Origin of the sequence: Winogradskyella ludwigii (genome assembly GCF_013403985.1) — a bacterium.
Lineage (GTDB): Bacteria > Bacteroidota > Bacteroidia > Flavobacteriales > Flavobacteriaceae > Winogradskyella > Winogradskyella ludwigii.
On the sequence record NZ_JABFDF010000008.1, the window covers coordinates 51,561 to 71,568 of the forward strand.

A 20,008-nucleotide genomic window follows, 5' to 3' on the forward strand; every position below is an offset into this window, starting at 1 on the left:
TTAAGCTCTTGGAAGAAAAACTTCTGCCATCATGCAACGTGCACTTCCACCACCACATGTTTCTATAGTCTCTAAAGAACTTGAAATAATAGGGCAATACTTTTCTATAGTATCAATTTGAGTTTTAGTTAAACTGCTATATGCAGCTTCACTCATTATTAAATACAACTGGTCATTAGTCCCTCTTAACTGTAACATATTCCCAGCAAACTGATGCATTTGTTTTTCAGTAATAGAAATAATCTCTTTACCATCTTGTTTTAAATGCTTCACTACACTTTTACGCTCCTTTTTATCATCAATTGTATCTAAACAAATAACAGCAAAGTTCTCTGCTAAACACATCATTACATTTGTATGGTATATTGCTAAACGCTTACCTTCTACTGTCTGATTTGCTGTAAAAATTACGGGAGTATATTCAAAATCTTCACAGAATTCTATAAATAATTCTTCATCTGCTCTTGGCGATAATGCACAATATGCTTTTCTATTTACGCGATCTAAAGCAACACTTCCTGTGCCTTCAAGAAAAAAGCCCTCATGCTCAGCAGATGTATAATCTACAATATTCTCTATTATAAAGCCTTCTTCTTCAAGTCTAATAAAAACTTCATCTCTACGCTCTCGTCTTCTGTTCTCTGCAAACATTGGATATTTTGCAACATCGCCATTACCATGAAAACTTACCCAATTATTTGGAAAGATTGAATCTGGTGTGTCATTTAGTTTATCATCCTCTTCAACAATAACGTTAATACCAGCTGCTTTTAATTTTTCAACGAAAGCATCAAATTCATCTTGCGCTTTTGAATTGATTTCAGCATTTTTTAAATCTAAAGCTTCCTGAAAATAATTATTGACAGCCGTTTGTTCGTTCATCCTAAAACTAACTGGACGAATCATTAAAATGGTATTTGTAGTTTGTTGCATTAAATAAAGATAAATTGATATAATTTGATGCAAAGTTATTCATTTTTTGAAATGAATCCACTATAAAAATCACTCTTGTTTTTCTAACCAAACTAAGGCCTCTTCTCTTAACATAAAGGTTTGGATATTCCACACTCTACTCATGTTATTCATTGAAATTAAAAAATCAGTAGATTTTTTTGCATTAAATCCTTCGACAACAACAGCCATTGCCTTTATTTGATTTAAACTTGCTATTTCAGTTTGAGCTTTAAACGTATAAGTGTAAGAATGTTTTTTGTTTACAAGAAGAGAAAAAGGCGCTCTTAAATGCGTTAATAAGAATTCGTGATACTCTCCTACCTTTTTTAAATCTATTAAAACACCATCATCAACTATTACTTCTGCAAGATTATCTTTTATAATAATAATTTTAGCAAAGCTTAGCTGATGTGTTTTCATGTGAATAAATATAAGTAAATTTAGGCCAAACTTGTAATAATGAAAAAACTCCTCTTACTTTTATTGATAGTCTCTTCTTGTACTGACCAACCTAAAGAAATCAATTCAGACCATAAAATAAGTACTTTAGACTTTACTACTGTATTTGAAAAAAGTGAAGGTTTAGAAACAGCAACCTATCAAGAAACCATAACATATTATCAAGATTTGGCAGACAGCTATCCTGAAATTTCAATTCAGGAGATTGGAGAAACTGATTCAGGAAAACCACTTCATATTGTCACTTTAAACATGAAAGGTTCTGGCGATGATTTTGAAACGTTAAGAGAAAACAACCGAATTCTATTGATAAATAATGGTATTCATCCAGGCGAATCAGATGGTATTGATGCCACAATGCTACTTTACCGAGATATTGCTCAAGGAAAAATAGACGCACCACAAAACACAATTATCGTAACCATACCTATATATAATATTGGAGGAAGTTTAAACCGAAATTCTACAACTAGAACCAACCAAAACGGCCCTTTATCTTATGGCTTTAGAGGTAATGCTAGAAACTACGATTTAAATCGCGATTTTATTAAAGTAGATACCAAAAATGCAAAGGCATTTACTCAAATTTTTCATTTGTTACAGCCTGATGTTTTTATAGATAATCACGTGAGTAATGGAGCCGATTACCAATATACTTTAACGCATTTATTTACACAACATAATAAGCTAGGTGGTGAGTTAGGCAACTACATTCACACCGAGATGATGCCAAAATTAGAGGAAAAACTACAAGCAAAATCTTGGGATATTACGCCTTATGTAAATGTATTTAATCGTACACCAGATTCTGGATTTACACAATTCTTAGATTCTCCAAGATATTCTACAGGTTACACAACCTTGTTTAACACCTTAGGAATGATGATAGAAACACACATGCTAAAACCATACAAACAACGTGTAGAAGGCACTTATGAATTAATGAAAAGCATGATTGAAATCACTGAAGAACAGGGCGAAAAAATCACACAACTCAGAAAAGAACAAGCTAAATTATGGATTGCTGGTGACAATTACCCTTTCACATGGGAAGTAGATACCACCATGTCATCATTAAGAAAATTTAAAGGTTATAAAGGAGAAATGATTCCGAGCGAACTTACAGGAGCAAAACGATTAAAATATGACCGATCAAAGCCATTTACAAAAGACGTTACTTATAACGATTATTTTAAAGCTACAGATTCTGTTACCATTCCAAAAGCGTATGTAATACCTCAAGGTTGGCACCATATTATTGATTTATTAAAATTGAATAATGTGCAGTATACACAATTTAAAAACGATACTATTATAAATGTCGAAGTCTATAAAATCGGAGCTTACGAAACGAGAAAATCGCCTTACGAAGGTCATTATGCACATTATAACACTAACGTAAATTCATCAAATGAAAAAATAGCTTTTAGAAAAGGGGATTATCTTATAACAACCAATCAAAAAGCTATACGTTATTTATTGGAAACTTTAGAACCAACGGCTCCAGATTCATTTTTTAACTGGAATTTCTTCGATACTATTTTACAACAAAAAGAAGGATTCTCTCCTTATGTCTGGGAAGATAAGGCTGAAGAACTTCTAAAAGGAAACAAAAAACTTCAAATGGAATTTAATGTGAAAATCAGTTATGATGATGACTTTGCAAATAATTGGTATGCTCAATTAGATTGGTTGCATAAACAGAGTAAGCATTACGAAAAAGCTCATTTGCAATATCCTGTTTATCGTTTGAAATAGAATCTAAATTATAAGAACCACTATTATTCCAATGAATATTCCGCAACTAATTTAACAAAATCTAAAGAGCTAATCATACCTTTTATTTCACCTTCATCCATCACCACTATATGATGTACTTTATGCTTTAACATCATTTTTGCAGCCGCCTGAGCGCTTGAATCTACATGAACAACATATACATTAGAAGCGGTCATTACATCTTCTACTGTAGCATTATCATCAATATCTTTACCAATATCAGTGGAGGTTATAATGCCTTTAATCGTCATTTCATAATGTGGAACATCCTTTGAATACGAAATAATTGGAATAGCATTAATACCTTTTTCCTTCATGAGTGCTCTAATTTCTAAAATGCTATTTTCTGCTACTGCAGTTGTAACCGGAGTGGACATAAAATCTTTTACTTGTAGTCGCATAGATTGTGTTTTAAGTTAAAAATAGTATTATAAAGGGTTCAATAAACCAGATCAGATACTCTTCTTCATTTACTCTACTGTAAAAATAAAAATTTAGGTCCTCACTTTATATGATAAAAATCATTCATTGGCATACAAGATTGTATACAAGATTGTATACAAGATTGTATACAACTAAATTAACATATGAGTCAAATAAAAATCATGTAATAGCTCATTTTGAAAGACTCTATTCGTAGAATTAATCAAAACTAGACATTCAAAAAAACATTCTAATAACTGCGTTTAACACTTCATAAAAAGCACTTATATCGAGTTTATCGAAATATTGAAAGAATCTTTTATCAGTGAAATCATTAAACAAACTATTTCAAAAAATAAAAAAAATAATTTATTAACCAACGTTAAACGAATCAATAAATAATATACATTTACTTAAAATATAAATAGCGTAACGCGCTCTAAATGAATAAATATATTGTTGTAAATCAACCTGAAAAATGGAATTTTTCAATCGATAATATAACCGTAATTTCCTCTCAAGATTATCTTACAAATCCTGAATACTCCTTATTAAAAAACGCACGCATTTTTAATTTATGTAAGGATTACTCATACCAATCTAAAGGCTATTATGTGTCGCTTTTGGCAGAAGCCAGAGGCCATTTACCTATTCCAACGACAAAAAACATTGTAGATCTTAAAGCTTTAAAACTCGTTAGAATCGTTTCCGATGAGTTTGATGATGTACTGCAGCAGAGTTTAAAAAACATAAAGTCGCAACAATTTACGTTGAGCATCTATTTTGGGCAAAACGTTGCTCAGAAATACAAAGCTTTAAGTGGTCTGTTTTACAAACATTTTCAAGTCCCATTTTTACGAGTCAATTTTAATCACACTACTAAATGGAATATTCAAAGTATTAAAGCGATTTCCGAAGCTGAAATTCCCGCAGAACACATATCTAGTGTTCAAGAATTTGCCAATCAATATTTTTCAAAAAAACGATATGACACAGCAAAAGTTAATAATTACGATTTTGATTTAGCGATATTAGTTAACCCAAATGATCCTGCGCCTCCTAGCAATACCAAAGCCTTAAAAAAGTTTATAGAGATTGCCGAGAAAATGAACATCTATGCAGAAATTATTGAGCCTAAAGACCTATCACGATTATCATCTTTTGATGCACTATTTTTAAGACAAAGCACTGAAGTAAATAACGAAGCTTACACTTTTGCTAGAAAAGCACAACAAGAAGGAATTGCTATTATTGATTATCCTGATGCTATTTTAAAATGCTGCAACAAAGTTTATATGGCAGAAGCCATGAACAATGCCAACATTAGCACACCAAAAACCGTAATTGTTCATAACAATAACCGAAATTCTGTTTTAGAACAAACAGGTTTGCCTTGTGTTTTAAAAGCGCCAGATTCTACCTTTTCTTTTGGTGTAAAAAAAGCCAAAACTCAAGAAGAATATGATGTTTTGGTTACTGAAATGTTAAAAGAATCTGATTTAATTATTGCACAAGAATTCTGCCCATCAGATTACGATTGGCGCATTGGGATCATAGATAATAAACCTTTTTACGCTTGCAAATATTATATGGCAAAAGGCCACTGGCAGATTTACAATTGGAAAGCAACTGACAAAAACGAACAAGATGGTGATGCAGATTGTTTAGCTATTGAAGACGTTCCGAAAAACGTGATTGATATCGCTTTAAAATCAGCCAAACTGATGGGATTAGGTCTATATGGCGTTGATATTAAAGTGGTAGACGGCAAATTAATGGTCATTGAAATTAACGACAACCCAAATATTGATTTTGGTGTTGAAGATGCACATTATGGAGATTTAGTTTACACCGAGATTCTTTCAGCTTTAAAAAATCGATTAGACTAAGACATGGCTAAAAAATATCATTTATTCGAAGTTTACGGTATTGAATTGGAATATATGCTCGTTAAAAATGACAACTTTAAAGTAGCACCACAAGTAGATGAACTGCTCACCAGAAAAGCTGGAGAATTAAAAGCAGATATAGAAAATGGAGACATTGCTTGGAGCAACGAATTGGTTGCTCATGTCATCGAATTAAAAACCAATGGTCCTACAAAAAGCACAGATGATTTGGCTGAGAAATTCCACAAGAATATTCTAGAAATCGACGCACTCTTGCAACCTCTAAACCTACAACTTTTAGGCTCTGCATCACATCCATTAATGAATTCAGATACAGACACCCAACTCTGGAAACATAGTTATAGTGAAGTCTATGCACTTTACAATACCATTTTTAATTGCAAAGGTCACGGCTGGAGCAACGTACAAAGTACACACATTAATTTACCGTTTTACGACGATAAAGAATTTGAAAAACTACATGCTGCCATTCGTATAATTTTACCATTATTACCAGGATTGTCTGCGAGCTCTCCAATTTTAGAAGGAAAAATCACAGGGTTTAAAGACACACGATTAGAGTTTTATAAAACTAACCAAAAAGAAATTCCTGAGTTAACTGGTTTGGTTATTCCTGAACGTACGTTTTCAAAAATAGATTATTATGCAACCATTTTCAATCCGATAAAACGCGCTATTAAACCTTACGATACAAACAATATTTTAGATCAGCATTTTCTAAATTCTCGTGGTGCTATTGCACGTTTTGATCGTAGTGCTATCGAAATCCGATTATTAGATATTCAAGAATGTCCACAAGCGGATATTGCCATTTGCGCTTTAATTATTGAAGTTTTAAAAGCTTTGGTTAATAAAGATTTCTGCACGTTAAAAGCTCAAAAAAAATGGACAAAAGAAGACTTGTTTCCTATTTTAAATGACGCTATAAAACATGCGGAAGATTCTAAAATTGAAAATAAAGAGTATTTAAATTTATTTGGTTTAAAGAAATCTTCAACCGTTAATGAAGTATGGAAACATTTGTATAAAATGGTTAAACCAAAGTTACACCAATCGCATCATAACGCTATTGAATTGATTTTAGAAGAAGGCACTTTAGCTACGCGACTATTAAGAGCTATTGGTAGCGACACCTCTGAAGATCATATTATTTCAGTTTACAGACAAGTCCAAAACTGTTTAAAAACTAACCAACTGTTTCTACTATGAAACTCGTTTTAACTTGCGAACACGGAGGAAATGACATTCCTGATGCATATAAAAAACACTTTAAAAATAAAGCGAATTTACAAACGCATCGTGCTTTAGATTTGGGAGCTTTAGATTTATTTGAAACTTTAGAGCCATTATCTGATGCATCCTATTACAGTGCAACGTCTCGAATGTTAGTAGAACTGAATCGTTCATTACATCATAAACAACTGTTTTCAGAATTCACGACAAATTTGTCTAACATAGAGAAAGACAACATTATCAATAGTTACTATTTACCATACCGAACTACTGTTGAAAATAAAATTAGAGATTATATTGAAACTAATAATGCTGTGCTTCATTTATCTATACATAGTTTTACTCCAAAACTTAATGATAAAACTAGAAACTGTGATATTGGATTATTGTTTGATTCAACAAAAAAAACAGAACAATTGTTTTGCAAAGAATTTAAAGGTGAACTTCAAAACCAAGATTCCACGCTTAACGTCAGATTTAATTATCCCTATCTAGGAAAAGCTGATGGATTCACTACATATTTAAGAACACAATTTCCAACACACTATTTAGGAATTGAGATGGAAGTAAATCAGAAATTTGCTTCAGAAAACCACATGAATTTAAGAATAAAACAGAGCATCTTCAAGACCTTAAATATCTTAAAATTATTTCAACACGATTTTTAAGAGCTTAATTTTGTAGTAATAAAAGGTTAATTTGTTTAATCTTGAGAAAAACAAACCAGGTCTATAATAGAATTTATTATATATATCAAAAAGAATACAAGTCAAAAAAAGAGATTTCTAAAACAGGTAAATACACTTAAACCAAAATTCGAATATTAGCATAACTATTCTCTAAAGCTTTTTGAGATGCTTCTGCGTCTAACCATTCTACTTTTGTAATGCCTTCTTTTTCTTGAGGAAACAATTCACCTTTAAAATCCGTTTTCATTTCAAACCAATACGTAATCTTTATTTTATGCTTACCATTACGTTTAAAAATATGATAGGTCGTTGGTAAAGGTTTTACAATCTTTAAGCCTTCAACCCCTGTCTCCTCCTCTACTTCTCTAATCGCAGTTTCTTCAATAGTTTCTTTACGTTCAGTTTTACCTTTTGGCAAATCCCATTTATCATTTCTGTAAATAAAAAGGATTTCATTGTTAGCATTATATACTTTTCCACCTCCTGCAACCACATTAGGCAAAAGCTTTAAAAACTTTTTTAGTAACTTATCTTCCTTTTTATAGACGAGATGTACAGCTTTCAAATCTGTATTATTCAAGGTTTTAATAACCTTACCAATATTTACAGATTTTAAAAGATAGGATTTAAAATCCGTTTCTTTATGATTTTCAGTAGTTAGAATAATAGGTTTGTCGCCTACATAAATTGTGTACATAATTTTTGATATGTTTCAACATTACAAGTGTAAATTTATTCTTTTTTCTGATATATACTCAAAGTTCTTAGATTTTTGAAAATTTAAAGACCATCTTTTTCTTTGTTGAGGCAAAGTATTAAAGCCTAGCCCGAGTTATGAATTTATATTTCAACTTCAAGAAAGGAGAAAAGGCAACTGTAAAAACAAAAAATCTGATTATTTTAGTTTAAAATTTGAAATGAAAATTATTTTAGATTAAAATTTTCTAACCTTTAAAATTCATTATTTTTGTATCATGATTCTTAACAAAGATACTGCCAAAAAAACAGCGGAAGTTTTATTACAAATTAACGCTATAAAACTACAACCGACCGATCCATTTACATGGGCTTCAGGATGGAAATCGCCTATATACTGCGACAACCGCATTGTATTATCCTTTCCTCTTATTAGAAATTACATTAGAGAAACTATTGCTAGAAACATAGAAGAGCTTTATGGTAAACCTGATGTAATTGCAGGAGTAGCTACAGGAGCCATTGGTATTGGTGCTCTTGTTGCAGATTATTTAAATCTACCTTTTGTTTATGTACGTCCAGAAGCAAAAAAGCATGGTCGTCAAAATCAGATTGAAGGTTATATAGAAAAAGGACAAACCGTTGTTGTTGTAGAAGATTTAATTAGCACAGGAATGAGCAGCCTTAATGCTGTACGTGCTTTAAACGACGCACAAGTTAACGTAAAAGGTATGGTTGCCATTTTCTCTTATGGATTTGAAATTGCTTCTAATAATTTTAAAGACGCTAATGTAGAGTTACACACCCTTAGTAATTACGAAAATTTATTAGAGCAAGCCCTAGATACTTACTACATAACTAAAGATCAACAAGACATTTTAGGACAATGGAATGCCAATCCTAGTAAATGGAACGCTAATTGATAGATAACAAAGTAGATTCTTTAAGATGCAAATGGGTTTAGTTTATCATTTTTTATTAAACTTAAACAACGTAAAATATCTTAACGAACAAACTATTTATGCTGAACTCGTTTCAGTAAAAACATCTTAATATAAAAAACATGAAATTAGAATCACCAAAAGTTACTCTAGATAAATCAGCAGAATCCACTTTCAACTTTCTATCTGATGTTAAAAATTTTGAAAGCTTAATGCCTGAAAACATTAGCAAATTTGAAGTTTTAGAAAATGATAAATTTCTATTCGCATTAAAAGGAATGCCCGAAATTATATTGAAGAAAAAAGAAGCCATACCACATAGTAAAATTGTATTAGGTGCAGCTGGCGGAAAATTAGACTTTGCTTTAATTGCAACTATCACAGAAATTGATGCTAATAAAAGTGACGTTCAATTAAATTTTGAAGGAGAATTTAATGCTATGATGGGCATGATGATAAAAGGACCAATTGGTAAATTTATTGAAACTCTTGTTACAAATATGAAAACGGAAGTATAGAGACCAAAACCAACTACTACTGGGCGTTTTAATATAAAAGCTTAATTTCTTTAAGATCGTAAGTTTTAATAATTTCATCTTCTGTCCATACTTGTAATAACCCGTTTTCGGTAACACCTTGTATAATTCCAGAAAAACGACCACTCAATGTTGATGTAAAAGTTGATGGCTTATCTTTTCTAAAAAGAAGACTTTCGTAAGCTTGTTTTATTTCTGAAAACTGCTTGGATTCTAATAATTCAAAATAAAATTTTAATTGTTTTAGAACTTCAGACAGAACATCGTCCTTATTATAAACAACACCTGTTAATAGTCTCATTGAAGAGGCTTGTGGTAAATTGTCGAAATTTTTCTGATTTACATTCAGTCCAAATCCAATTATTGAACCTTGGAGAAGGTTGCTCTTTATGACATTTTCAATTAAAATACCACACAATTTTGTGTCTGCTGACAAAATGTCGTTAGGCCATTTGATACGTAATTGTGGTATTTTAAAAACAGTTAAAGCCTTAACAATAGCCAAAGAAACAGCCATGCTAATATAGAATTGCTCAATAATATTAAAATTATTTAACTTTTTAAACACACTAACTGTAAGGTTCTTACCTTGTTCTGCTTCCCAAACCGATCCCATTTGCCCTCGACCTTTAGTCTGTGATTCTGTTACAACCACAGTATAATCTTCAGGTAATGTAACGGCCACAAGCTCTTTTAGAAACGTATTTGTGGAGTCAATGGCACTAAGTTTGATTATGTACATAGAATTAGCATTTTTATTTTATGGTTTTCTTATGACATTATGCACTCACAAGAACTAAAAAAATAATAACTTTGCACAAAATTAATACAATTTAATGACGAAAGATAAAATCCCTACAGACCAACTTATTACAAATATAATAAGTGGCATAGAAGAGGTTAAAGGAAATAAGATTACAATTTTAGATTTAAGAGAAATAGAGAACACAGTTTGTGACTATTTTATTGTCTGTGAAGGGTCTTCAAATACACAAGTAAACGCAATCGTCGGTTCTGTCCAAAAAATAGTTAGCAAAACACTTAAAGATAAGCCTTGGCATATTGAAGGTACGGAAAATGCTGAATGGATCTTAATGGACTACGTTAATGTTGTTGTGCATGTGTTTCAAAAACACATTAGAGAATATTACGACATTGAAAGTCTTTGGGGAGATGCAAAAATCACCAAAATAGAAACGAGTTACTAAATAAGAAACGCTACGAATGGCTAAAGACAATAAAAACTTAAACAAAAAACCGAAATTAAATCCTTATTGGATCTACGGAATTATTATAGTTGTATTTATATCAATTCAAATTTTTTCTGGAGGATTTGGTGAATCTACAGGTTCACAAACAACTCCTGCACAATTCTTAGATTATTTAAATCAAGGGCAAGTAGAAAAAGTAGAAATTGTAAATAAAAGAGAAGCGCGTGTATTTTTAACTGCAGAAGCTAAAGAACAAGCACCACACAAAAAAACCACTTCTAAATCAATATTTCCTACTACGACTCCTTCACCAAACTACAAGTTTGAATTTGGAGATCTTCAGAATTTCGAAAAAGAAGTTAATCAAGTTATTAAAGACAATAACCTAAACACAGAATTGATATATGAAACGGAACATAATGTTTGGGGAGATTTCCTTTTAACATTATTACCATTTGTATTAATTATTGGTGTTTGGATTTTTATCATGCGTCGAATGTCGGGAGGCGGAGGCGGAGGAGCTGGTGGACAGATTTTCAATATCGGAAAATCTAAAGCAAAACTCTTTGATGAAAAAATTGATACAAAAACGTCTTTTAAAGATGTTGCAGGTTTAGAAGGAGCTAAAGAAGAAGTACAAGAAATTGTAGACTTCTTAAAATTCCCAGAAAAATATACTGCCTTAGGTGGTAAAATACCTAAAGGAGCTTTACTTGTAGGACCTCCAGGAACAGGTAAAACATTATTAGCTAAAGCTGTTGCAGGTGAAGCTAAAGTTCCTTTCTTCTCATTATCTGGTTCAGACTTCGTAGAAATGTTTGTTGGTGTAGGTGCGTCTCGTGTTAGAGATTTATTTAAGCAAGCTAAAGAAAAATCTCCTTCAATTATATTTATTGATGAGATTGATGCTATTGGTAGAGCAAGAGGAAAAAATAACATGTCTGGTTCTAATGATGAACGTGAAAACACATTAAACCAACTCTTAACAGAAATGGATGGATTTGGTACTAACACAAACGTTATTGTGTTAGCAGCAACAAACAGAGCTGATGTATTAGATAGTGCATTAATGAGAGCAGGTCGTTTTGACCGTCAGATTTATGTAGACCTTCCAGATGTTAGAGAACGTCAAGAAATTTTTGAGGTGCATTTACGTCCACTTAAAAAAGAAGAAACTTTAGATATTGATTTCTTAGCAAAACAAACTCCAGGTTTTTCTGGTGCAGATATTGCCAACGTTTGTAATGAAGCTGCTTTAATTGCTGCTAGAAAAGGAAAGAAATCTGTTAACAAACAAGATTTCTTAGATGCTGTTGATAGAATTATTGGTGGTTTAGAAAAGAAAAACAAAATTATTACTCCAGCAGAAAAGAGAGCTGTTGCTTTCCATGAAGCAGGTCACGCTACCGTGAGTTGGATGTTAGAGCATGCTGCTCCATTGGTTAAAGTAACTATTGTACCAAGAGGACGTTCTTTAGGTGCTGCATGGTATTTACCAGAAGAACGCTTAATTGTACACCCAGAACAAATGCTAGATGAAATGTGTGCTGCATTAGGTGGTAGAGCTGCAGAGAAAGTAATTTTCGATAAGATATCTACAGGTGCTTTAAGTGATTTAGAAAAAGTTACAAAGCAAGCAAGAGCCATGGTTACTGTTTATGGTCTTAGTGATAAAGTAGGTAATTTAACGTATTATGATTCTTCTGGACAATCTGAATATGGTTTTACAAAACCGTACAGTGAAAAAACAGCAGAGTTAATTGATAAGGAGATTTCTGATATTATTGAAAAGCAGTATCAACGTGCTATCGCTTTGTTAGAACAGAATAAAGATAAACTTACTGAATTAGCAGAAGTCTTATTAGATAAAGAAGTTATATTCAAAGATAATCTTGAGAAGATATTTGGTAAACGTGCGTTTGAAAAAGCTCATGTTATTGAAGAGACTATAACTGATGTGAAGACAGAAGTTAAAGGAGATATCAAAACAGAGGAGAACTAAAACCTCCTGTACGAACTATCATATAAAAAACTTAAATTAACGACATGTTAATTTAAGTTTTTTTATATTTGGAAATCACACCAATATTAGGATTAATAGCAATTATTGAATGAGCTTATTTCGTAAATTCTTCGGAAAAAAGTCTGAAAAGACAGAAGAACACATACCAAATCATGAGCGTGGCAAATATATGCCAGAAGTAAAGCTACCTGTAGATGAACGCTTTACCATTAACTTTAAAGCCAATGGTGGTAAGTTTTTATATTGTGAAAATATTGACGAAGTAAAGCAAAGCTTCAACGCCATATTAGATGAAAATAATTGGCATGATGAAGACGTTTTTCTTATCGATCAACGATTATCTGAGTTATTTAAAGATTTCAACTTAAATAGCACAAAAAAACTTTCAGAAAGTGCTTACTTTTTATCTACTTGTGAGTATTTAATCTCTGATGATGGTTCTCTCTTAATCTCTTCAAATCAAATTGCAGAAAAAAAATTAATCGAATTACCGGATAATTTTATAATTTATGCAACAACAAGTCAGTTTGTAGAAACTATTGGAGAAGGCTTAAAAGGTATTAAAGCAAAAAGTAAAATAAAAATACCAACTAATATTACTACCATTAAGCATTTTAAAACTGCAGACGACAAAGACTTTCTAACTTACGGAAGTAGTTCTAAAAACCTATACCTACTTTTACTAGAAGACCTATAATGAAAGAATTAGCAATAAGAGCCATTTCTGGTGCTATATATGTAATACTTCTCATAGGATCGCTCTATAACCAAGCAGCTACAGTTATTTTAATAAGTGTTTTTGGTATTATCTGTTTAACAGAACTTAGCCGACTTATTAAGTTAAAATCAATAGTTCAGTATCTTATTTTTCTTATTTTATTTGGAGGATTTTGGTATATCAGTATCTATCATTCATCACATGTCATCAGCGATGAAGCCATTCAAATTCTACTTGTTATTACCATATTTGTAAATTTATTATTAATTAAAGATTTATTTACATCAAAACGAATTCCACTATTTTCAACTAAGCGTTATATAGCAACCACGTTTTATTTGTCTAGTGCTTTTGTATTTATGTTACTGATTTCTAATTATGATAATGAGTTTACTCCGCTTTTATTATTAGGTGGATTTATACTCATTTGGGTTAATGACAGCGCTGCATATTTAGTTGGAAAAAACTTTGGTAAACAAAAGCTGTTTCCAAGTATTTCTCCTAAAAAGACTGTAGAAGGTTTCCTTGGTGGATTGTTATTTGCATGTTTATCTAGTTATTTTATTGCCACATATACAGAAACTCTAGGATTTACACCTTGGTTAGTTTTAGCCATTATTGTTAGTGTTTTTGGTACTATTGGAGATTTAATAGAATCTAAATTTAAGCGTCAAGCCAAAGTAAAAGATAGCGGTGTTATAATGCCTGGACATGGAGGACTGTTAGACCGACTAGATAGTATTATATTTGCCTCACCATTCATATATTTATTTTTAAGAATTACAACTTATGTTTCATAAAGAAGGTCACAAAATTATATTCATTACACTAGTTATAGTCGTAGGTTCATTTTTTTTAATTGATGGTTTTATTACAAATGAATGGCTACGCAAAGGTCTTATGATTTGCGTATTAGCATTCTTTATTCTTATTCTACAATTTTTTAGAAACCCTAAACGTAATACGCATCCAAATGATAAACAAGCTTTATCTCCTGTTGACGGTAAAGTAGTGGTTATTGAGGAAGTAGAAGAAAATGAAGTTTTTAAAGACAAACGTATTCAGGTTTCTGTATTTATGTCGCCTATTAATGTACATGTAACGCGTTACCCAATTGCTGGTAATGTAACATTTAGCAAATATCATCCTGGTAAGTTTCTAGTCGCATGGCATCCAAAAGCAAGTGAGGAAAATGAGCGTACAACTGTAGTTGTAGAAAACCCTCATTTTGGAAAAGTATTATACAGACAAATAGCCGGAGCTTTAGCGAAACGTATTGTTAATTATGCAACTGTTAACACAAAAGCAGAACAAGGTGCTGATTCTGGATTTATAAAATTTGGGTCGCGAGTAGATTTATTCTTACCTTTAGATGCAGATATTAAAGTAGAACTCAATCAAAAAGTTCGTGGTGGCGAGAGTGTCATTGCAGAAATGAAATGACTTCCAAAGAATTAGACATAGAATTTAAAGAAGCAGTAGATCGTGTAAACGACCATACTGAGCCATTTCCTGCCGATTTTTTATTGCGCTTATACGCGTATTTTAAGAAAGCAACAGATAATTACGATCTTCCTAGTAGTCGTAAGCCCATAATTAATGCTTTTAAGGCAAATGCTTTATTTCAAATAAAAGACAGTACAAAAGACGAAGCGAAACAAGAATATATAGCTCTTGTTACCAATTATTTTTTATACCGTAAATAACTAATCTCTTATTAAAGGCATTGTAGAACACCTTAACAATCCTTCTTGTTTTGCGATCTCTGAATAAGGTACTTCTTCTACTATAAACCCATTTTCTCTTAACCACGCATTTAATCTGGTAAAATTTCTTTCTGAAATAATAACATCTTCAGAAATTGAGAAAATATTACTATTCATACTATACATTTCTTCTTTAGTAATTTCAAAGACATTCTCTTTACCAAAGAAGTTTAATAACCATTGATATTCTTTCTCAACTAAAAACCCATTTTTATGAAGAATCGCTTTATCCTTTCCAATAGGTTGAAAACAACAATCTAAATGCAACGCATTCTCTTTAGGATCTGTATTCGATTTTCGTAATTCGAATGATTTCACTGTTTTATCCGGAAAAAGTTCTTGGATTGCAATAACGGCATCCATATTTGTTCGAGCTGTAATATAATCTGAATAATCGTCTCCGGAATAGGTTCCAATAAATATATAATCATTCCAAGGCATTACATCACCACCTTCTACATGGCATTCCTCTGGAAGCACAATAATATTCTCATCACCTATTTCTTCAAGGACATGATCAATAGCTTCATACTCACGCTCTCGATCTGGTAATATGTTTGCTTCTATTAATTTATTTTCAATAACAAACGCTATATCTCGTGAAAAAATTTGATTATAATCCTTGATAATTTTCGGCCTATAAACCGTAACATCATACTTTTTAAACACAGCTGCTACAGCATCCATTTCCTTTATCATATTATCCTCTTTAGGATAAGTTCCTGCCTTTATATGCTGAATAGACTTTGGATCGTAAGCATCTTCTATTGCAGGAATAGGACCAACACTTTCTGCGGTTCCAAGAATAACGGCTCTTAAACGGGATGTTTCGTTCTGTATATTTAATTTCATAACGTTGAAAAATAAAAAAAGCTTCATAATATGTATGAAGCTTTTATAAAAATATAATATTTAATTATCGCTTATCGATAGACGTAAATGGTCTGTAAGTTTCACCTATGTATAATTGTCTTGGACGACCAATAGGTTCTTGATTTCTTCTCATTTCTTTCCATTGCGCTATCCAACCTGGTAAACGACCTAATGCAAACATCACGGTAAACATTTCTACAGGAATACCCATAGCTCTGTATATAATACCTGAATAGAAATCTACGTTAGGATATAATTTTCTGTCTACAAAATACGGATCTGCTAATGCTTCTTCTGCTAAACCTTTTGCGATATCTAAAATAGGGTCTTCAATACCTAAATCTGCTAATACTTCATCTGCCGCTTTCTTAATAATAAGTGCTCTAGGATCAAAGTTTTTATAAACTCTATGACCAAAGCCCATAAGACGGAACGGATCGTTCTTATCTTTAGCTTTTGCCATGTATTTTTTAGTATCACCACCATCTTCTTTGATAGCTTCTAGCATTTCTAAAACAGCTTGGTTAGCACCACCATGTAATGGTCCCCAAAGTGCAGATATTCCTGAAGCTAAAGAAACAAATAATCCAGCATGTGACGAACCTGTAATTCTCACCGTTGATGTAGAACAATTTTGTTCATGATCTGCATGTAAGATTAAAAGTTTATCTAAAGCATTTACAAGAATAGGATTTTGTTCGTAGTCACTATTTGGACTTTTAAACATCATCTTTAAGATATTCTCCACATAACCTAACTTATCATCACCATATTCTAATGGTAAACCTTGCTTTTTACGCATTGTCCAAGCTACTATAACAGGAAATTTACCTAAAATTGTTACAATAGAATTATACATTGCCTCTTCTGAAGCAACATCTACTGAACTAGGATAAAATGCTGTAAGCGCACTTGTTAATGAAGACAAAACACCCATTGGATGTGCAGACTTTGGAAAAGCATCTAATATCTTTTTTAAATCATCATCTACAACAGAATGAGACTTTATATCGCAGTGAAACTTATCTAATTCTTGCTTATTTGGTAACTCACCGAATATTAATAAGTAAACAACCTCTAAAAAATCAGCTTTTTCTGCAAGCTCTTCAATAGCGTAACCTCTATATCTTAAAATGCCTTTTTCACCATCTAGAAATGTAATAGCACTTTCACAACTTCCTGTATTTTTAAAACCAGGATCTAAAGTAATAACACCACCTGTTGCACTTCTTAAACTTTTTACATCAATGGCAACTTCGTTTTCTGTACCAATAATTACAGGGAAATCGTATTTCTCACCATTAATTTCTAATGTAGCTTTATCTGACATATTTTCTTATCGAGTTTTAATAAATTATAAGGATTGTAAATTTACGAAATATCAAACGATTTCGAAAGCACATTTATAATGGTTTTAACAATTTCTATCAATTCAATAAGATTGATGTTTATTTCAATTTGAAAGCTTAAGAATCCTAGTATTTTTGTATTTATTCAAAAAATGTATGAAACTATTTCACTTAATATTAATTTTAATAATTTTTAATTTCAATTTTTCTTTGGCGCAAATCGTAAATGTAGAATCCTTACGACGCGTTTCTGATACTTCAAAATGGTCTGGTGCTACCAATTTAGATATTGGTCTTATAAAAAACACAAAATCGATATTTAAGATTACGAATAAAATTAGGCTTCAATATAATACAGACAAAAATCTCTATCTTTTTATAAACGATTTAAAACTAGAACAGATTGAAGACAATTCTTTTGTAAATAAAGGGATTCAGCATTTTAGATACAATAGAAAACTCACTGAACGTTTAAAGCTTGAAGTTTTTACACAAAGTCAATACGATGCTATTTCAGATATAAAATTTAGAGGGTTATTAGGTGCAGGACCTCGATTTAAATTGTCTAAGAGCAAGGATTACAGATTTTATTTGGGAACACTTTTAATGTTTGAATACGAAGAATCTTCAGATAATTCTATAGCTATTTTAAGAGATTTTAGAGGAAGTACTTATCTCTCTTGTAGTATTTATCCTTTAGAGAACTTATCTTTAGTGAGTACTACGTATTATCAACCTTTATTGAAACAATTCTCTGATTTTAGAATTTCGAATGAAACTTCTATTGGATTCAAAGTTTTAAAAAACCTTTTATTCAAAACCACTTTTACTTATAATTTTGATGCCAGCCCAATTATAAACATTCCAAATACACAATATGAATTAACAAATGGTTTGGTTTACACCTTCGATTAAGAACATAAAAAAAACCATCTAAAAATATTTAGATGGTTTTAATTATAAAGTAAGTTAAAAATTAAGCTTTAATTTTAAAAGCATTCTCTCCTGGGAAATAAGCAACACCTGCTAATTCTTCTTCAATACGTAATAACTGGTTGTATTTTGCCATACGATCGCTACGAGATGCAGAACCTGTTTTAATCTGTCCACAGTTTAATGCTACTGCTAAATCTGCAATAGTATTATCTTCTGTTTCACCAGATCTATGAGACATTACAGATGTATAACCAGCATTATGTGCCATGTTTACAGCTGCTATAGTTTCAGTTAAAGTACCAATCTGGTTTACTTTAATTAAAATAGAATTAGCAATACCTTCTTTAATACCTCTCTCTAAACGCTCTACATTGGTTACAAATAAATCATCACCAACTAATTGTACTTTATCTCCAATTAATTCAGTTAAATATTTGAAACCTTCCCAATCGTTTTCATCCATTCCATCTTCAATAGAAATAATAGGATATTTACCTGCTAATTCAGTTAAGTATTCAGCCTGCTCCTTACTCGTTCTAATAACACCAGAATCACCTTCAAATTTTTTGTAATCGTATTTTCCATCTACAAAAAATTCTGCCGCAGCACAATCCAAAGCAATCATAATATCTTCACCGAATTTGTATCCAGCTTTCTCAACTGCTTTCTTAATTGTATCTAAAGCGTCTTCAGTTCCACCTGGTAAGTTTGGAGCAAATCCACCTTCATCACCAACTGCAGTACTTAAATTTCTATCATGTAATACTTTTTTAAGGTTATGGAAAATTTCAGTTCCCATTTGCATTGCTTGTGTAAAGTTTTTAGCTTTTACAGGCATAATCATAAATTCTTGAAATGCAATTGGAGCATCACTATGAGAACCACCATTAATAATGTTCATCATTGGTAATGGTAATGTGTTTGCAGAAACACCACCAACATATCTGTATAATGGCATACCTAATTCGTTTGCTGCTGCTTTAGCAACTGCAAGCGATACACCTAAAATAGCATTAGCACCTAATTGTGATTTATTTGGAGTGCCATCTAAATCTATCATCAATTGATCAATAGCATTTTGTTCGAAAACAGAAACACCTAATAATTCTTGAGCAATAGTGATATTTACATTTTCAACTGCTTTTAAAACTCCTTTACCCATGTAAGTATCTCCACCATCTCTTAATTCAACAGCTTCATGCTCGCCAGTAGATGCACCAGATGGTACAGCAGCTCTTCCTATAACACCATTTTCAGTAGTAACGTCTACTTCTACTGTAGGATTTCCTCTAGAATCAAAAATTTGTCTTGCGTGTACATTGATTATAATGCTCATTATATATATATTTTAGTTAACAAAATTAAACCTAGATCGATGATTAACATCTTATAGGTTACCCAAATTTACGAAAATCTACAGCTTAAAACAGAACAAAAACCATATTTATGATTACTATTTACTATAATGTTTTCGTAACTAAAAAAACGCAATAAAAAGGGTGTTTCATTGCG

At 31.6% G+C, this 20,008-nt stretch carries 21 protein-coding genes; 13 read left to right on the plus strand and 8 right to left on the minus strand.

Features of this window, described 5'->3' with window-relative positions; translation table 11 throughout:
• A complete protein-coding gene (gene ctlX / locus HM981_RS16310; protein ID WP_179339876.1) occupies nt 1-933 on the minus strand; it encodes a citrulline utilization hydrolase CtlX in 933 nt (310 codons plus the stop codon).
• Nucleotides 934-1,002: 69 nt separating this feature from the next.
• Nucleotides 1,003-1,374 carry a hypothetical protein gene (locus HM981_RS16315; protein ID WP_179339877.1) on the minus strand — a complete coding sequence of 124 codons (372 nt, stop codon included), beginning with the start codon at nt 1,372-1,374 and terminating at the stop codon, nt 1,003-1,005.
• 39 nt (nt 1,375-1,413) lie between these two features.
• Between HM981_RS16315 and HM981_RS16320 the strand changes: the two genes are divergently transcribed.
• Nucleotides 1,414-3,171 carry a M14 family metallopeptidase gene (locus tag HM981_RS16320; protein WP_179339878.1) on the plus strand — a complete coding sequence of 586 codons (1,758 nt, stop codon included), beginning with the start codon at nt 1,414-1,416 and terminating at the stop codon, nt 3,169-3,171.
• Between the two features lie 23 nt (nt 3,172-3,194).
• Here HM981_RS16320 and HM981_RS16325 read toward each other — a convergent pair whose 3' ends face one another.
• On the minus strand, nt 3,195-3,593 hold the full coding sequence (locus HM981_RS16325; protein WP_179339879.1) for a CBS domain-containing protein: 399 nt from the start codon (nt 3,591-3,593) through the stop codon (nt 3,195-3,197).
• A gap of 465 nt (nt 3,594-4,058) precedes the next feature.
• Here HM981_RS16325 and HM981_RS16330 point away from each other — a divergent pair, with 465 nt between their 5' ends.
• The 3 genes from HM981_RS16330 to HM981_RS16340 are packed head-to-tail and all read left to right on the plus strand — an operon-like array spanning nt 4,059 to nt 7,426.
• Nucleotides 4,059-5,504: a RimK family protein gene (locus HM981_RS16330; protein ID WP_179339880.1), complete on the plus strand. Its 1,446-nt coding sequence runs from the start codon at nt 4,059-4,061 to the stop codon at nt 5,502-5,504.
• Between the two features lie 3 nt (nt 5,505-5,507).
• Nucleotides 5,508-6,734 (plus strand): glutamate-cysteine ligase family protein, encoded by a 1,227-nt coding sequence (locus HM981_RS16335; protein WP_179339881.1) that lies wholly within the window; start codon nt 5,508-5,510, stop codon nt 6,732-6,734.
• Nucleotides 6,731-7,426, plus strand: a complete 696-nt coding sequence (locus tag HM981_RS16340; protein WP_179339882.1) for an N-formylglutamate amidohydrolase — start codon at nt 6,731-6,733, stop codon at nt 7,424-7,426. Before HM981_RS16335 ends, HM981_RS16340 begins: the two co-directional genes overlap by 4 nt.
• A 136-nt stretch (nt 7,427-7,562) precedes the next feature.
• Here the strand turns inward: HM981_RS16340 and HM981_RS16345 are convergent, their stop codons facing one another.
• Nucleotides 7,563-8,144, minus strand: coding sequence for an NUDIX hydrolase (locus HM981_RS16345; protein WP_179339883.1), 582 nt, complete (start codon nt 8,142-8,144; stop codon nt 7,563-7,565).
• Nucleotides 8,145-8,421: 277 nt separating this feature from the next.
• On the opposite strand from HM981_RS16345, the gene pyrE reads away from it, so the two are divergent.
• On the plus strand, nt 8,422-9,066 hold the full coding sequence (pyrE, locus tag HM981_RS16350; RefSeq protein WP_179339884.1) for an orotate phosphoribosyltransferase: 645 nt from the start codon (nt 8,422-8,424) through the stop codon (nt 9,064-9,066).
• A 140-nt stretch (nt 9,067-9,206) separates the two neighbouring features.
• Nucleotides 9,207-9,602: an SRPBCC family protein gene (locus HM981_RS16355; protein WP_179339885.1), complete on the plus strand. Its 396-nt coding sequence runs from the start codon at nt 9,207-9,209 to the stop codon at nt 9,600-9,602.
• 28 nt (nt 9,603-9,630) lie between these two features.
• On the opposite strand, the gene HM981_RS16360 is transcribed toward HM981_RS16355, so the two are convergent.
• Nucleotides 9,631-10,362, minus strand: coding sequence for a biotin--[acetyl-CoA-carboxylase] ligase (locus HM981_RS16360; protein WP_179339886.1), 732 nt, complete (start codon nt 10,360-10,362; stop codon nt 9,631-9,633).
• A gap of 94 nt (nt 10,363-10,456) precedes the next feature.
• Between HM981_RS16360 and rsfS the strand changes: the two genes are divergently transcribed.
• The 6 genes from rsfS to HM981_RS16390 all read left to right on the plus strand — a co-directional run bounded on the left by rsfS (nt 10,457) and on the right by HM981_RS16390 (nt 15,278).
• Nucleotides 10,457-10,828 (plus strand): ribosome silencing factor, encoded by a 372-nt coding sequence (rsfS, locus tag HM981_RS16365; RefSeq protein ID WP_179339887.1) that lies wholly within the window; start codon nt 10,457-10,459, stop codon nt 10,826-10,828.
• Between the two features lie 16 nt (nt 10,829-10,844).
• Complete coding sequence (gene ftsH, locus HM981_RS16370) at nt 10,845-12,833, plus strand: ATP-dependent zinc metalloprotease FtsH (RefSeq protein WP_179339888.1); 1,989 nt, start codon at nt 10,845-10,847, stop codon at nt 12,831-12,833.
• Between the two features lie 109 nt (nt 12,834-12,942).
• A complete protein-coding gene (locus HM981_RS16375) occupies nt 12,943-13,551 on the plus strand; it encodes an LUD domain-containing protein (RefSeq protein WP_179339889.1) in 609 nt (202 codons plus the stop codon).
• Nucleotides 13,551-14,372, plus strand: a complete 822-nt coding sequence (locus HM981_RS16380) for a phosphatidate cytidylyltransferase (protein WP_179339890.1) — start codon at nt 13,551-13,553, stop codon at nt 14,370-14,372. The genes HM981_RS16375 and HM981_RS16380 overlap by 1 nt, the downstream gene beginning before the upstream one ends.
• Nucleotides 14,362-15,015: a phosphatidylserine decarboxylase family protein gene (locus tag HM981_RS16385; RefSeq protein WP_179339891.1), complete on the plus strand. Its 654-nt coding sequence runs from the start codon at nt 14,362-14,364 to the stop codon at nt 15,013-15,015. Before HM981_RS16380 ends, HM981_RS16385 begins: the two co-directional genes overlap by 11 nt.
• Nucleotides 15,012-15,278 (plus strand): acyl-CoA-binding protein, encoded by a 267-nt coding sequence (locus HM981_RS16390; protein ID WP_179339892.1) that lies wholly within the window; start codon nt 15,012-15,014, stop codon nt 15,276-15,278. The genes HM981_RS16385 and HM981_RS16390 overlap by 4 nt, the downstream gene beginning before the upstream one ends.
• On the opposite strand, the gene HM981_RS16395 is transcribed toward HM981_RS16390, so the two are convergent.
• Entirely contained in the window at nt 15,279-16,190 is a 912-nt protein-coding gene (locus HM981_RS16395; protein WP_246286338.1) for a dimethylarginine dimethylaminohydrolase family protein, read from the minus strand. It abuts the gene before it with no gap.
• Nucleotides 16,191-16,254: 64 nt separating this feature from the next.
• A complete protein-coding gene (locus HM981_RS16400) occupies nt 16,255-17,541 on the minus strand; it encodes a citrate synthase (protein ID WP_179339894.1) in 1,287 nt (428 codons plus the stop codon).
• A gap of 175 nt (nt 17,542-17,716) precedes the next feature.
• Between HM981_RS16400 and HM981_RS16405 the strand changes: the two genes are divergently transcribed.
• A complete protein-coding gene (locus HM981_RS16405; protein ID WP_179339895.1) occupies nt 17,717-18,475 on the plus strand; it encodes a DUF481 domain-containing protein in 759 nt (252 codons plus the stop codon).
• 61 nt (nt 18,476-18,536) lie between these two features.
• Here HM981_RS16405 and eno read toward each other — a convergent pair whose 3' ends face one another.
• Nucleotides 18,537-19,832, minus strand: a complete 1,296-nt coding sequence (eno, locus tag HM981_RS16410) for a phosphopyruvate hydratase (RefSeq protein WP_179339896.1) — start codon at nt 19,830-19,832, stop codon at nt 18,537-18,539.
• Nucleotides 19,833-20,008: the final 176 nt, after the last annotated feature.

What these genes read in the sequence shown, in the direction of transcription:
- ctlX (WP_179339876.1), bottom strand. Translation starts at nt 933, where the DNA reads ATGCAACAAACTACAAATACCATTTTAATGATTCGTCCAGTTAGTTTT.
- HM981_RS16315 (WP_179339877.1), bottom strand. Translation starts at nt 1,374, where the DNA reads ATGAAAACACATCAGCTAAGCTTTGCTAAAATTATTATTATAAAAGAT.
- HM981_RS16320 (WP_179339878.1), top strand. Translation starts at nt 1,414, where the DNA reads ATGAAAAAACTCCTCTTACTTTTATTGATAGTCTCTTCTTGTACTGAC.
- HM981_RS16325 (WP_179339879.1), bottom strand. Translation starts at nt 3,593, where the DNA reads ATGCGACTACAAGTAAAAGATTTTATGTCCACTCCGGTTACAACTGCA.
- HM981_RS16330 (WP_179339880.1), top strand. Translation starts at nt 4,059, where the DNA reads ATGAATAAATATATTGTTGTAAATCAACCTGAAAAATGGAATTTTTCA.
- HM981_RS16335 (WP_179339881.1), top strand. Translation starts at nt 5,508, where the DNA reads ATGGCTAAAAAATATCATTTATTCGAAGTTTACGGTATTGAATTGGAA.
- HM981_RS16340 (WP_179339882.1), top strand. Translation starts at nt 6,731, where the DNA reads ATGAAACTCGTTTTAACTTGCGAACACGGAGGAAATGACATTCCTGAT.
- HM981_RS16345 (WP_179339883.1), bottom strand. Translation starts at nt 8,144, where the DNA reads ATGTACACAATTTATGTAGGCGACAAACCTATTATTCTAACTACTGAA.
- pyrE (WP_179339884.1), top strand. Translation starts at nt 8,422, where the DNA reads ATGATTCTTAACAAAGATACTGCCAAAAAAACAGCGGAAGTTTTATTA.
- HM981_RS16355 (WP_179339885.1), top strand. Translation starts at nt 9,207, where the DNA reads ATGAAATTAGAATCACCAAAAGTTACTCTAGATAAATCAGCAGAATCC.
- HM981_RS16360 (WP_179339886.1), bottom strand. Translation starts at nt 10,362, where the DNA reads ATGTACATAATCAAACTTAGTGCCATTGACTCCACAAATACGTTTCTA.
- rsfS (WP_179339887.1), top strand. Translation starts at nt 10,457, where the DNA reads ATGACGAAAGATAAAATCCCTACAGACCAACTTATTACAAATATAATA.
- ftsH (WP_179339888.1), top strand. Translation starts at nt 10,845, where the DNA reads ATGGCTAAAGACAATAAAAACTTAAACAAAAAACCGAAATTAAATCCT.
- HM981_RS16375 (WP_179339889.1), top strand. Translation starts at nt 12,943, where the DNA reads ATGAGCTTATTTCGTAAATTCTTCGGAAAAAAGTCTGAAAAGACAGAA.
- HM981_RS16380 (WP_179339890.1), top strand. Translation starts at nt 13,551, where the DNA reads ATGAAAGAATTAGCAATAAGAGCCATTTCTGGTGCTATATATGTAATA.
- HM981_RS16385 (WP_179339891.1), top strand. Translation starts at nt 14,362, where the DNA reads ATGTTTCATAAAGAAGGTCACAAAATTATATTCATTACACTAGTTATA.
- HM981_RS16390 (WP_179339892.1), top strand. Translation starts at nt 15,012, where the DNA reads ATGACTTCCAAAGAATTAGACATAGAATTTAAAGAAGCAGTAGATCGT.
- HM981_RS16395 (WP_246286338.1), bottom strand. Translation starts at nt 16,190, where the DNA reads ATGAAATTAAATATACAGAACGAAACATCCCGTTTAAGAGCCGTTATT.
- HM981_RS16400 (WP_179339894.1), bottom strand. Translation starts at nt 17,541, where the DNA reads ATGTCAGATAAAGCTACATTAGAAATTAATGGTGAGAAATACGATTTC.
- HM981_RS16405 (WP_179339895.1), top strand. Translation starts at nt 17,717, where the DNA reads ATGAAACTATTTCACTTAATATTAATTTTAATAATTTTTAATTTCAAT.
- eno (WP_179339896.1), bottom strand. Translation starts at nt 19,832, where the DNA reads ATGAGCATTATAATCAATGTACACGCAAGACAAATTTTTGATTCTAGA.